The 13,982-nt window shown below is 44.8% G+C and carries 11 protein-coding genes; 6 read left to right on the top strand and 5 right to left on the bottom strand.

All coding sequences use genetic code 11. From position 1 onward, the window contains the following. Positions 1-347 precede the first annotated feature (347 nt). The 4 genes from I6E86_RS00430 to I6E86_RS00415 all read left to right on the top strand — a co-directional run bounded on the left by I6E86_RS00430 (position 348) and on the right by I6E86_RS00415 (position 5,803). The gene (locus I6E86_RS00430; RefSeq protein ID WP_197174604.1) at positions 348-1,355 is read left to right on the top strand and encodes a cell division protein ZipA C-terminal FtsZ-binding domain-containing protein; all 1,008 of its coding nucleotides are present in this window, start codon (positions 348-350) and stop codon (positions 1,353-1,355) included. 433 nt (positions 1,356-1,788) lie between these two features. Next, positions 1,789-3,789, top strand: a complete 2,001-nt coding sequence (gene ligA, locus I6E86_RS00425) for an NAD-dependent DNA ligase LigA (RefSeq protein ID WP_413786981.1) — start codon at positions 1,789-1,791, stop codon at positions 3,787-3,789. 633 nt (positions 3,790-4,422) lie between these two features. Continuing rightward, positions 4,423-5,196, top strand: a complete 774-nt coding sequence (locus I6E86_RS00420) for a hypothetical protein (RefSeq protein WP_197174602.1) — start codon at positions 4,423-4,425, stop codon at positions 5,194-5,196. Positions 5,197-5,257: 61 nt separating this feature from the next. Further along, on the top strand, positions 5,258-5,803 hold the full coding sequence (locus I6E86_RS00415) for an RNA 2'-phosphotransferase (protein ID WP_197174601.1): 546 nt from the start codon (positions 5,258-5,260) through the stop codon (positions 5,801-5,803). 132 nt (positions 5,804-5,935) lie between these two features. On the opposite strand, the gene I6E86_RS00410 is transcribed toward I6E86_RS00415, so the two are convergent. The 3 genes from I6E86_RS00410 to I6E86_RS00400 all read right to left on the bottom strand — a co-directional run bounded on the left by I6E86_RS00410 (position 5,936) and on the right by I6E86_RS00400 (position 9,926). Continuing rightward, positions 5,936-6,502, bottom strand: a complete 567-nt coding sequence (locus I6E86_RS00410) for a hypothetical protein (protein WP_197174600.1) — start codon at positions 6,500-6,502, stop codon at positions 5,936-5,938. Between the two features lie 209 nt (positions 6,503-6,711). Further along, complete coding sequence (locus I6E86_RS00405) at positions 6,712-7,113, bottom strand: hypothetical protein (RefSeq protein WP_197174599.1); 402 nt, start codon at positions 7,111-7,113, stop codon at positions 6,712-6,714. A gap of 368 nt (positions 7,114-7,481) precedes the next feature. Continuing rightward, positions 7,482-9,926 carry a YgiQ family radical SAM protein gene (locus I6E86_RS00400; protein WP_197174598.1) on the bottom strand — a complete coding sequence of 815 codons (2,445 nt, stop codon included), beginning with the start codon at positions 9,924-9,926 and terminating at the stop codon, positions 7,482-7,484. Between the two features lie 605 nt (positions 9,927-10,531). Here I6E86_RS00400 and I6E86_RS00395 point away from each other — a divergent pair. Next, the gene (locus tag I6E86_RS00395; RefSeq protein WP_197174967.1) at positions 10,532-11,815 is read left to right on the top strand and encodes an ammonium transporter; all 1,284 of its coding nucleotides are present in this window, start codon (positions 10,532-10,534) and stop codon (positions 11,813-11,815) included. Positions 11,816-11,825: 10 nt separating this feature from the next. After that, the gene (locus I6E86_RS00390; protein ID WP_197174597.1) at positions 11,826-12,449 is read left to right on the top strand and encodes a hypothetical protein; all 624 of its coding nucleotides are present in this window, start codon (positions 11,826-11,828) and stop codon (positions 12,447-12,449) included. Positions 12,450-12,541: 92 nt separating this feature from the next. Here the strand turns inward: I6E86_RS00390 and I6E86_RS00385 are convergent, their stop codons facing one another. Then, positions 12,542-13,303 (bottom strand): hypothetical protein, encoded by a 762-nt coding sequence (locus I6E86_RS00385; RefSeq protein ID WP_197174596.1) that lies wholly within the window; start codon positions 13,301-13,303, stop codon positions 12,542-12,544. A 163-nt stretch (positions 13,304-13,466) separates the two neighbouring features. Continuing rightward, complete coding sequence (locus I6E86_RS00380) at positions 13,467-13,934, bottom strand: Lrp/AsnC family transcriptional regulator (RefSeq protein WP_102091517.1); 468 nt, start codon at positions 13,932-13,934, stop codon at positions 13,467-13,469. Between the last annotated feature and the right edge of the window lie 48 nt (positions 13,935-13,982).

Here is a 13,982-nt window from a genome sequence, read left to right as displayed (position 1 = left end):
AATGACATGGGTATAGGACATCATGATAAGCGAGCAGGTGACGTTTTTTGGGCTGTGATTGTCTATATTATGGCAATAAAAATCACTGTCAGCCGTGCTGTATCGACCGTATAGCGAGTTCGTTCACTATTGAGCTGACTATAGTAGATCACTGATGTATGCGCTGTGATTAAATAAGTCAATGCAATGAACCAGTTGGCATAGAGGCTATTGATTTTGAGCTCAGTCAAGCATACTGGTTATAAAATACACAATGTGATGACGGCATGAGTTTGCCATGCTAGAATATTGCCATTTATGCTCGAATGTGTATTCCCTTTTGTTATATATACTAGGATGTATTTATCATGACCGTTGTTCAGTTTATATTGATTGCCGTTGCCGCGTTTATCGTGTTTGCAGGGCTGTTTATGGTCATTCGCAGCTTTAAGCGCCGAGGTGCTACCGAAGCTGCTGCGGTCAATTATGATAAAAATGGTATTCCCATCATACCGCGTCACGAGCGCAATATCGTTGATCAGCCAGATTTGGAGGATACCGTTGCGGGCGAGACGAGCATTGGCCCTGATCGTAGCTATCTAGATGCCGTCGTCGAAGACGCACCTATGACCGAGCCGCACACCACTGTCGATACCCAGCCTGATCATGCCGCGATAGATGATGACTATGGTGTGATAGATGATGCCGACTATGCGCGCTGGCAAGATGAGCAGCGCCGAGCCGACAGTGCTGAGTTTGTAGAAGCTGCCGAGCAGATGCATATCGAGCAAGAGCCTGATGCGTTCTCAAGCCTAATGTCAGCGACGGATAGCTTGATGCCATCGATTGATACGGCAGAAGAGCCAAGCTTCGATGAAAACAGTCCGATACTCGATCAGCATTTATCAGAGTCAGGCGACGATGCGCAAAATGGCCCATTGATCCATGCCAAAGACAACATCAATATCACCATCTTGCCGAACCAATATCGCGATCGTCCAGCGGCGATTATCCGTGGTCGTGACCTATTAGCATTGATTGATAAATATGGCCTACGCTATGGCGCGATGAACATGTTCCATCGCTACGAGCAAAAAGACGGCACAGGTATATTGTGGTTTAGCATGATGGGTATCACTGACAGTGGTATCGCGCCCTTTGATCCGCATAGTGTCGCGACCAACAGTTATAATGGCGTGGTGGTGTTCTTGTCATTGCCGCATCCACAAGCCGTGCACAGCTTTGATAGCATGATGAGTATTGCTTATATGATGGCAAGCGATCTTGACGCGACTATCTTGGACGAAGAAAACGAAGCAATCACTCCTGAGTATAAGCAGCAGCTACGTAATCAAGTCCGCGACTATGTAGGTTAAAAGTTGTGTAGGTCAAAAGTTGTTCAGGTTAAGCGTGATGTAGAATAAGCGCTGATTAATCTAAGAAGTAATAAAAGGGCAAGTAGCATTAATCGCTATTTGTCCTTTTTTATGGTCTGCAATTTCTTCAATGTGTATTTCTTAAAAAAGTCACAGTCCAAGATAAGTTGGAGACAAGTAAGGCGAATAAAAATGCGCAAAGCACTAAGCTAAGTAGGCCTGCTGCCATCGCTGATTTATATGGGATTGACTATACCGAGCCTACTGCAAACTTGTTATCATATCGGTATCTTGAATTGCGAAAAAGACGCCGACTATGACTGATCCTATCTTACCGACTGCTGCTCAAACCGACTCTAATCAAAAAATAACTGAGCAATTTGCTCATGAGTCCATTGCTAATAATCATGCTAATAACGATATCATTGCCCAAATGCGTGCTCGTATTGATGCGATCAAAACGCATAACTACGCCTATTATGTGCTCGATAATCCAATCTTAGAAGACAGCGAATACGATCAGTTGCGTCGCTCACTGCTTGAGATTGAAGAAGCACATCCAGAGTTGGTACAGCCAGACAGTCCGATCAATCAAGTCGGCGATATGCCCTTATCTGCTTTTACCCAAGTCACGCACGATATCCCGATGCTATCGCTGGGCAATGTTTTTGAATACGATGATTTGCGTGATTTCATGCGCCGTGTCAATGACCGTCTCAGCGTGTCGCAGCAGAGTCCTGAATATGAGATGGAGCTAAAGCTCGATGGATTGGCTGTCTCATTAAAATATGCACATGGCAAGTTTGTACAAGCGGTCACGCGCGGTGATGGTCAGACAGGTGAAGACATTACTCAAAACACTAAGACCATTCGTAACCTGCCACTATGGATTGCAGGTGCCGCTGACATCGAGCTATTAGAAGTGCGCGGTGAAGTATTGATGCCAAAGGCAGGGTTTGAGCGTCTCAATCGACTTAGCGAGGCGAGTGAGGGTAAAACCTTTGCCAATCCGCGTAATGCAGCCGCTGGTAGCTTACGTCAGCTAGATCCTGCCGTCGCTGCCAGTCGTCCACTCGCATTCTATGGCTACTCGGTTAATCAAGGTTTACCAGACACTATCGACACCCAGTCAGATGCGCTGGAATGGCTCACCGAGCTTGGGTTTACGGTCAGTGCCGTAGAAGTGGTCGCAAACCCACGCGCCGCCCAGACCTATTATGAATCAGTCATTGAGAGCCGTGCCAGTTTGCCGTTTGAAATCGATGGTATGGTCATCAAAGTCAATAGCCTTGCGTTACAGCAGCAGCTTGGGTTTCTATCTCGTGAGCCACGCTGGGCGACTGCCTATAAATTCCCTGCTGAAACCGTCATGACACGTCTCAACGATATCGAATGGCAAGTCGGACGGACAGGACAAATCACGCCAGTCGGTAAGCTCGAACCCGTCAAAGTCGGCGGCGTCACCGTCAGTAATGTCACCTTGCATAACTTTGGTGAGATTCAGCGTTTGGACGTGCGTGCAGGCGATATGATCAGCGTACACCGTGCTGGTGATGTGATACCGAAAGTCAGCCGCGTTTGGCATGACCAACGCCCAGCCGATAGCGAGCCAGTCACGCTACCTGCTACTTGTCCGGTATGCGACTCGCCTGTCGTCCTGCCAGAAGATGAAGCATTGGCACGCTGTACTGGTGGCCTATTTTGCCCCGCGCAGCAGCAAGAAGCGCTGATTCATTTTGTGTCGCGTCGAGCGATGGATATCGATGGGCTTGGCGCAAGTTGGCTCATTAGTTTCTTTGAGCATGGTCTGGTCAAGACTGTCGCTGATATTTACCAATTGCACAATCACGCGGATGAGATGATCACGCTAGAAAAATTAGGCGAAAAGTCCGTACAGAATATCATCAATGCCATTGAAGCCAGTAAGCATACTACGCTCGCACGTTTTATCTATGCGCTTGGCATACGCGGTGTGGGTGAGGGCACAGCACAAAACTTTGCTCAGCAATTTGGTGATTTAGACAGTCTCATGGCAGCCAGTATCGAGACTCTGATCAAAACCCCTGACGTTGGCACTATTACCGCCGAGCTTGCTTACGAGTTCTTCCGAGCACCGCACAATATCGAGGTGATTAATTCGCTGTTAGATGCTGGCGTATATTGGGATAAGGTCGAGCAAAAAGCCGCTGGAGACTTGCCACTTGATGGGCAAACGTGGGTGATTACGGGTGCACTGAGCAGCATGGCACGTGATGAAGCCAAAGCCAAACTACAGGCACTGGGCGCAAAAGTCTCAGGCAGTATTTCTGCCAAAACTACCGCATTATTGGCAGGCGAAAAAGCGGGTTCTAAAATGGCGAAAGCTGAGAAGCTGGGCGTGAAAGTGGTGGGTGAGGACGAGTTTTTGACGATGGTTGGGGATGAGAACCGTTAAAAAATTGCACTGCTAACTGCGAGCATAGCTCTTGTCTTGCGTCGGGCAAAACAGTGTTTTGCTTATGCCTCCTCAGGTTTGCAAGTGAAAATCCCTTAGAGGGGATTTGCTAGGTAGGTTATACCTTAATAACATGCTCGTCCCTAGCGCAAGAACAAAAGATAAAGACTTAAAAGCATGGCCTTAGCATTGAGTGCTTTCAAAATGGGCAAATATGCAGGCCATAAGCCGTTTTTCTTTAATGGTTTACTCGGCGCTCGTCCCTCGCGTACAGTTTTTGTCTTCAGCTTTAGTAGAGAGTTACGGTTGCTTTACTCATTCGCGCAAGAATAAGCACTTTGCAAATTTTTGAGTAGGGTATGCCCAGCGCACCTTTAAGAAACGAATTTTCGAGTTTAAAGCATTGTATGATGAGTAATCGAACGTAAAATAATTTAATTGGATAATTGCATTTAATTTACTTCTTCATATTTATGCGTTGGTGCGCTAGGCGCACCCTAATACTCAGAAATAATATAGTGTTTGAGATATATTATTTCAATTTAGTGTTCTATCTATGTCTATGTGATGCCTGAGGTATACCTTAACACCTGACCAAATTCATCGATTAATATGACGCGAGATACCTAAGCTATGGAAGATCCAATTGAGGAATTGAGAAAAGAATTACAGCAGGCCTTTCTAACTAAAACCTCGTATTGGAAAGATGAGGTCTATGATTCTCAACAATATCAGCAAGAAATAAAAAATATTCAAACAATTTCAATGGACTTTATCAATGCTGTTAGGCTCATTTCAATGTATTCAACAAGAGGTGCAGATATTTACAATAATTTCTTATGTATAAAGACTATTGACGATTTGATTCAATCAGCTATTGGAATTAAGGTAATGATTGAAAATGGTATTCATAATACAGCTAGAAGAGAGCTGAGATATTTAATTGAAATGACTACTAAGTATGTAATCGTTGATTATGCAAAAATGGGATATAGTTTCGACTCTAAAACAGAGTACTTAAGAGATAGTGTTCCAAATTCATCAATAAAAGTTATAGATGACTACTCAACACCATTCTCAGGTGATTTAAAAAACAATTTCCGAAGTGAGGTTAAAGATTTTTTTTATGACGCTTGTGCTTATGTCCATCCATCAAAGAAACAGATAGACGAACAAATGAAAAACTACAGAAGAAATAATACAATTGGATTTGAATCAGCTAAAATGTTTACGGATATAAATAAAGTTTTATTCAGAGCCTACGATATGATTTTGGTTATGACTTTTCATAGCTTCGGTCACTCAATGAGTAAGGATTTATTTGAGCAGGTATTCGATGAAAATCCTAGCTGGAAATTTCATAAAGGAAAATATGTTAAGGAGTTTAGGAAAACACTTTTTAGCTAGATCGAAGAGTTCGCCTAGCGCCCCTAGAAAAAAACTACTCTAATTGATCTGAGAAATACTCATGAAAAACAATACCGAAACCAGTAAGTTTTTAAGCTATATTTTGCGACATGAGCCGGACGCCATAGGTCTGGTACTTAGCAGTGACGGATGGGCTGATATCAATGAGCTGATTCAATTAGCCAATACATCAGGCAATAATATTACGTTAGAGCAAATTGATTCTATCGTAGAAAGTGATAAGAAAGGCCGTTTTTCAATTTCTGAAGATGGTCAGTATATAAGAGCTGTGCAGGGTCACTCCCTAAAGACAGTAGACTTGAATTTGAAAGAAACAACGCCGCCTGCAAACTTGCTTCATGGTACAGCTCAACGTTTTATAGAAAGTATCAATAATGAAGGGCTCCTATCTCAAAAACGGCAATATGTCCATTTGACGGAAGATTATGATACCGCAATAAAAACAGGCATGCGCTATGGCAAGCCTGTTGTATTAAGTATTGATAGCCGTAAAATGCAAGAAGAGGGGTATAAGTTTTATCAGGCAGAGAATGATGTTTGGCTTACTTCGACAGTGCCATCAGCGTTTATCGCTATTCATAAATAGTATGGAATAGTAAAATTTCAATAAAAAAATCCAAAATTTTAATGGTATACGATACCAAAGCAGTCAGGACTTCGACCCATTTAGATTACCATCGATTGTATTGAAGACATGCCCTAGTCTCAATTCTAATCTCTACTCCACCATCTCACTATGCGCTTTTGAATCACCTTTCTTGCCATCTGGCTGTATCACGATAGGCAATACTAACCCTTTGGCAAAGTCATCAGACAGCACATAATCATAACGACTGGCAGCGATATCAGGCGTGGTATGAATGATAAGCGTCATCTCATTACCATCGGTCAGCTCATGTGAGGTATAGGTTTCACTCAGTTGGTCCAATATTTTTGACACTGCCTCATTACTGGCCATGCTGATGGTTAGATTGTGCTGCGCAGTCGCAGCATCTACCTTAAAGTAATCCGCATAATCACGGACGTTCTGACTATCGAGCGCAAATGGATATTTGTAATTGGTAGGATCAGCAGGCTTTTCGCCACTGTCCATCATCGACCAGTCGATGGTGTTGGCCGCTGGTTTGCCTTCTGCTGTTAAGGCCTCTGTTGCGGTAGCCGACGTCTCCACTTTGTCAGCTGCTTGGTCGGTGGCATTGACAGCATCAGCACTGCTATCACATCCTACCAGCGCCCACATACTGGCCGCTGCAATCACCGTTAGATTTATCAGACGCTTCGCCATCGAGTTATCCTTTTTATTATCAGTCATGATTAATGTACTCTACCTGCTATTTTGACAGCTTTCTGCATGGTTCTCTAGCAAAAAGCATCAGATGGTAAGTTTTGATATAGCCATGTTCATAGAGATATAGAACCAATATGCACAAAAAAGCAGCCATTATGTAATGACTGCTTTCTATCTGTGACGACTATAATCTTGTTTAGAGCTGATTAGATTTGGCAGTTGACGTGGTATTCTTTACCGTTCGCCCATTTCATTGCAAAGATACCTTTGTCATCCTTCATGTGCCATGCATAGACCACTTCTGGGTTTGAGTCATTGACATAGCTTGCCACTTCACCTTTTACTGCACCGTTTAAGATGATGGGTTGCTCGGCCCATTTTACTTTGGGCAAGGTCACGTTGAGCATGACTTGTTCTTTATTGATCGACTGTTTTGCCATGATGGTGCTGTCATCAGTACAAGTGTAGGGTGCTGGTGCCATACGATCATAAGCAGCTGTGACTTTTTCTGGCATAGGCGTATCAGTCGCAGTCGGTGCGGTAGTCGCACAAGCGCTCAATAGCGCAAGGGCAGGTAGGGCGGTTGCGATTTTAGTTATTATTTTCATGGTGCTCTCCAAAGCTTTTCACTGGTGTCATTTACTTGTCCTTAATGATGCGTTTAGCATATGAGGTTTATAGTAGCGAAAATGAACCGTGTCAATGTTAGAAATTGTTTGTCACCTGTTAGCTTCGTTACCCAAGCGCTGTCGAATGTAACTTGCAATATTAACGAGCGTATCAAGCAAGCGATACTGATTTTTGAGCTCATTTTTTGAATCTCATGTTTTGAAGAGTATGATGATAGAATCTGGCTATAAAACCTGACTATGAAATCTGGTTATAAAAAAAGCGCTTATCAACGAATGGCTGATAGGCGCTTTTTTGACTGACTTAACACGCTCTATATCGAGCATGCTTTTCTATATTATGAACATTACTTTGTTTTACGCGGCGGCAGACCCGTATGCTGAGTTTGGAAGTTGCCTTTGCTGACTTTTTTCTTAGCGTTTGTAGCTGCTGCGCCTTTTGCCGCTGCGTTGCTATTTGACGAGTTATTGCTACGCTTCACCGAGTCATTGCCAACACGGCTGTTCTTTTTACGCGCTGACTGATAAGTATCTTGCGCAGCATCACGCCCTTCTAAACTGGCGTTAAATGGCGGAATCAAGCAACCACGGTTTTTACCGATCAAGTCACTACGGCCCATGTCTTGCAAGGCTTTACGCAGCATTACCCAGTTTTTTGGATCATGATAGCGGAGGAATGCTTTGTGCAATTTACGCTGCTTGCCAGACTTGACGATATCCATGTCACCTTCATCACGGCTGATTTTATGTAGCGGATCTTTGTGCGTGTGATACATGGTGGTCGCGGTTGCCATTGGGCTTGGATAAAATGCCTGTACTTGGTCAGCACGGTAGCCATTACTTTTGAGCCAAAGCGCAAGGTTCATCATGTCTTCATCTTTGGTACCCGGATGGGCAGCAATGAAGTAAGGAATCAGATATTGCTCTTTGCCCGCTTCTTGGCTGTACTGCTCAAACATGGCTTTGAATTTATCGTACGAGCCCATGCCCGGCTTCATCATTTTTGATAAAACGTTTTCTTCAGAATGCTCAGGGGCAATCTTTAGATAACCGCCGACATGATGACTGACCAATTCTTTGACGTATTCAGGGTCTTTTACCGCGAGGTCATAACGCAAGCCTGATGCAATCAGGATTTTTTTCACGCCTTTGATATCACGCGCTTTGCGGTATAGCTTGGTCAAATTACTGTGATCGGTGATTAGGTTCTCACAGACATCAGGATAGACGCAAGACGGCTTACGGCAGTTCTTCTCAATCGTCTCATCTTTACAGCTCAGACGATACATATTGGCAGTCGGGCCACCAAGGTCAGATATCACACCTGTAAAGTTAGGCGCGGTATCACGAATCGCTTCTACTTCACGCAAGATAGAATCTTCTGAGCGGCTTTGGATAATGCGGCCTTCGTGCTCAGTGATCGAGCAGAACGTACAACCACCAAAACAGCCGCGCATGATATTGACCGAAAACTTAATCATGTCATAAGCAGGGATGCGCGCCTCGCCATAGCTTGGATGCGGCAGACGTGCATACGGCAAGTCAAACACGTAATCCATCTCTTCGGTTGAGAGTGGAATCGGTGGTGGGTTGAGCCATACATCGATAGAAGTGTGCGAGTTACCCGCACCGCTGCTATGACGCTGTACCAGCGCCCGCGCGTTACCTGGGTTGGTCTCTAGATGCAGGATACGGCTTGCATGGGCATAAAGCACAGGGTCAGATTTGACGTGCTCATAATCAGGCAGGCGAATGACTGTTTGCTCACGTGGCGGCATTTTTAGCTTATGCTTGCGTGCGGTCATCGGTTTATCAAAACCGCGCATCTGTACCACTTGTGTTTCTTCATCCACTTGATCGGCGTTGATGACTTTATTCGCGACAGGCTCAGCGACAAATCCCTGATACTGCGACGACATAGATGACATGGCTTGACCAACAGGCGAGTCGCTTGGCTTTTCTTGCTCGATTGAGCAGCTATCGATGTCTTCGGTCATTACATAAGGGTTGATGATCGGATCGACACGGCCAACGGTATCGACGTCGTTACTCGCGACTTCGGTCATGCCTTCTTGCCAGTGGCGGCGTGTTGGGGTCAACAGATACGATGTACCGCGCAATTTGCTCATTTGCTCAAAGCTATAGCCTTTAGACAGACCGTGTACCACATCGACGATGGCGCGCTCAGCATTACCGTACAATAAGACGTCAGCACGCGCATCTAGCAAGATACTACGGCGCACTTTGTCTGACCAATAATCATAATGAGCGATACGGCGCAGACTGCCCTCGATACCGCCTAGGATAATTGGCACATCAGGATACGCTTCACGGCAGCGCTGACTATAGACGATAGCGGCGCGGTCAGGGCGTTTGTTTGCCACGTTGCCCGGAGAGTACGCATCATCACTGCGGATTTTACGATCTGCCGTATAGCGGTTGATCATGCTGTCCATGTTGCCTGCGGTCACGCCATACGCATAGACAGGTTTGCCCAGTTCCATAAAGGCGTCTTTGCTCTTCCAATCTGGCTGAGCGATGATACCGACACGGAAGCCTTGTGACTCAAGCAAGCGACCGATAATCGCCATACCAAAGCTTGGATGATCGACGTAGGCATCGCCTGAGATGATGATGACGTCACAAGCATCCCAGCCCAGATCGTCCATCTCTTTGCGGCTCATCGGCAGGTAAGGCGCTGGCTCGTAGCAGCTCGCCCAGTGTTTGTCATAATCATAAAGTGGCTTAGTACCTTGTTTAAAGGCAGTGCGGGCGATGGTATCGGCAGACATGGGCGGACCTGTTAATTAGAAAATTGGCACTAAAAATACGTCCCTTATCACTCACTGATAATAAAGGCGAATTTAAAAGCGCTCATTTTAACATGAATCGCCTTCACTATGCGACCTATTCTATGATGGGCGAGTAATGATAAGTTATTGATAGCATGAGATAAACTGCTGATACAAAGTAAGTGATTAATGGAACGATATAATGGTAAAAACAGCTTAAGCAGAACAGTCATATTACTAGCTCTTCAAAATCTTTGTTCAAGGGTTCTAGCCGTCTTCATTTGACCGATAGCCACATCATTACAAGGATGATAGTCAAAATATCGACTTGGCTAATACTGGTCATTTGTTTTCTTATACTTATGACTTTTCTTAATTTCTAATAGTAGATTTTGGCACAGGTTTTGCTCCACCCCTGTTAGGGCTTATTTGTGTGCACTGATGAGTGAAAATGGTGCACCGATAACATTTGAACAGATAGATAAGTGTTTGGAGATAAAATGAGAGCATCATTCGCGGGGCTAGACACAATAAAGATATTATTAAAACTATTAAGGTCATCGCTGAGTAATATACTGGTGCTGAGTACACTACTGTTTACAGCGATGGGTAGCGCCCAAGCCGCAGAGGCAGATACCTTGACAGTGGCACAGTTGCTCGAATATCAAAACATCGCTTGGATTATCTGGGGCGGGGTATTGGTGTTCTTTATGCAGGCAGGTTTTGCTCTACTTGAGAGCGGATCGGTACGAGCAAAGAATGCAGTAAACGTAATGATGAAAAACTATACCGATATGTGCATCGGTGGTCTGGCATTTTATTTGGTCGGCTTCGGGCTAATGATGGGCAACAATCACTCAGGATTTGTCGGTACGGATCATTTTATGCCAACCGAATTGTCCAATATGGACTGGGCACTGATGTTTTTTCAGATGATGTTTGCGGCGACAGCAGTGACCATTGCTAGTGGTGCGATGGCAGAGCGTGTCTCGTTCATCGGCTATGCAGTCGCCGCCTGTTTGATTTGTTTGTTTATCTATCCTGTATTTGCCAGTTGGGTGTGGGGCGGATATTTCGGCGGTACAGGTTGGCTGTCCGAGCTTGGCTTTATTGATTTTGCTGGGTCTACCGTCGTGCATTCTATCGGGGGTTGGCTTGCGCTGGCAGGTATCTTGGTTATTGGCCCAAGACTAGGCCGCTTTGCCCCTGATGGCACGCCCAGACTAATCGCAGGGCATAACATGACGTTGCTCGCGCTGGGCGGATTTATCTTATGGTTTGGCTGGTTCGGGTTCAATGCTGGATCGACCTTGTCTATTACAGGTGATATCGGTTTGATCGCCGTCAATACTTTCATTGCAGCAGTGAGCGCTGTCGTGAGTTATATGTTGATCTCTCGGACACTTAACAAAGCGATTTTGCTGAGCGACAGTGTCAATGCCAGTTTGATTGGTCTGGTATCGATCACCGCAGGCTGTGCTACAACGACACCTATATTTGCCATTGTCATTGGTGCGGTCGCCTCCGTTGTCTATATCCTATCCACGCAGGCATTGTTAAAGTTCAAAGTAGATGATGTAGTTTCAGCTGTAGCAGTACACGGTTTTGGCGGTGCATGGGGTACACTCGCGGCAGGATTGTTTTATACAGGGGATTTGTTCAACTTATCACGGATTGGTATACAAGCACTAGGCGTCGGCGTGGCATTAGCTTGGGGACTGGGATTGGGTCTGGTGATGTATAAGCTCATTGACTTGAGTTTTGGGTTAAAGGCGAGTCGTTTACACGAGCAGCGCGGCCTTGATTATACCGAGCATGCAGAGCTTGGTTACCCTGAATTTCAAAAGCAGATGTTTGATTCTAAGAGTTTAACCGAGCGGCATTTATAGGAGAGAGCTGATGAACATTGATACTCAATCCGTAGACCAAGCCGTGTCCGCGATGACAGAGATACTTGCAGCGTATCTGCATCCTGAAGAGGTACGGCTGCTCAAATCGCAGTGGCAACGGTACTCGTCAGTCTCTGTAAAAATGATGCAGCAATGCATATTGGATGCCACGAGACGCTATCCTGAGCTACAAGATCACAAGTCTGATATTCGTAAAGCCTTTTGGGATACGTTGCAAACGAGCAACTCGCAAACACCAGAGGTGGATGATCATAGCGATATCATCGATACGCCAGTCATTGTCTCACCATTGGTGTTGGTGTTTTATAGCGTCATTGAGGCGCTTCGTAGTCAGCTAACAGACATGGAAAATCACAATTTATTTCTGACGATGCACCAAACTGTTTCGCAAGAACGCACCTTCAAAGGGCATAGCATCAATATCAAACAGTTTTTGGAAGGGGGTCGTCCATCCGTACCTGACGATGAGTATCTCTTAAACAATTTGGTGCAGCTGGCCTATGTGTGCTTGTGCGATGTTGCAGGGCCTGTTGAAGCAGATGAAATGATGTTTCGAGCAGCACAAGCGACTAAGCAAAGCTACCCGAAAGCACTGGTCGAAAAGTTGTTTTAATCGACTAAACAGGCACGTTACGCTCTATGATAAAGACTCCTTCGTAACGTGCTCTACGTTTTCACATGAGCGGTGAGCTGCCTAATAGCTTATTAATTATCTAATAGCTGAAGTGGGAAAGTAATGACGTCAAAAGCAAGGGCAAAAGGTAGTAAGACCAGTTTTTGTGCACTATTTGGACCGCTACGAGTGACCACATCTTGCTGAGTCTGCGTATAAAATCTCACCGTATAGGGTTGGGTCAAAGCGCGATAATTCGACTGAATTAGGCTTAAGTTACTGACTTGTGGGTAGATAGCGCCCTTGACAGGCACACTGAAGCAAAAGCGCTGAGCATTGATACGTTGATCGCTTGCCGAGGTGCACTCTTTACCGTTATTTTGCAAAAAGAACTGATAATCTGAGCGCCCAAATTCGTCTTTTAATTTGGCATAAGACAGTTTCATCTCACCTTGAAAGTACCCATCGTTGTTGGGTACATCAAAGCTCATGTCATTATCTACTTGAATGTTTTTTTGCGTGAGATTACTGAGCAAGCTGACCATCTCTGTTCCACCTTGGGTGAGCACGTAGCTGTTCTTTTCACCAACGATAACCATCGTCGCGTTTGGCATTTTTGGTAACGCCTGCGCAGGGCGACCAAAGGCAACAATTTGATCTTCAGACAGTATTTGCTTCGTTGTGCTGGTACTGACATGTCCGCTATTATCTAATAATGAGCTGGTGGCACAGCCGGAGCTGGCTAGCATCGTAGTAAACAGAACACCTGCCATTACCTTTTTTGAATTTGATAGGTTTAACGGTTTTAGTGACACTTTCATGTTCTTACTAGCAGCGTTTGTGTGTTCAGTCATGATTAGGCTTCCTTGTCTAATAAATGGGCTTACGAAGTTGGCTATTGAGGTTTTATTTATCACTAGACTTCTGATGATATCGTACAGGGTTTAGAGGCAACTTAGCTACTCATCTTCAACTGTCATATGATAGGTAAATTTAGCTGAGACGGATTAATTATAATTAATCTAGCGTGATTTTGGTTCCACTCTTGGTAAAGTTCATCACAAACTGACTTTTGAAGTTGCGTACGTTGTTCTCGTAAGTCAGCAAGCTGCGCGTGAATTGATGATAGTCACTCATGTTTTTCGCATTGACCATGAGCATAAAGTCAAAATCCCCCGATACTTCATAACAGCTCATGATTCGTGATTGCGCGTCCATCAGGCGCTCAAATCGATGCTGCATCGAGGTATTAGAGCGCTCCATTTCTATCATTACCACTGCTGTTAGACCATAGCCCACTTTATCAGGATTGACGATGGCTACTTGTTTGGTAATCACGTCATTATCTATCAGCGCCTGTATACGCCGCTGCGCCGTCGCAATGGATACATGTACTCGCTCTGCGACAGTTTTAAGCGGTAGGGTCGCATCATCCTGTAGCAAGTTTAAAATGGCTTTATCAATATTGTCTAAAGTATGGCTCATGTCACGACGTCCTTAATAGTAATAACCTTTTTATGTTTTATAAATATT

Source organism: Psychrobacter sp. SWN149, from assembly GCF_015864565.1.
Classification (GTDB): Bacteria; Pseudomonadota; Gammaproteobacteria; order Pseudomonadales; family Moraxellaceae; genus Psychrobacter.
Note: the sequence above shows the minus strand (reverse complement) of the source record. Positions and strands in the feature narration are given on the sequence as shown.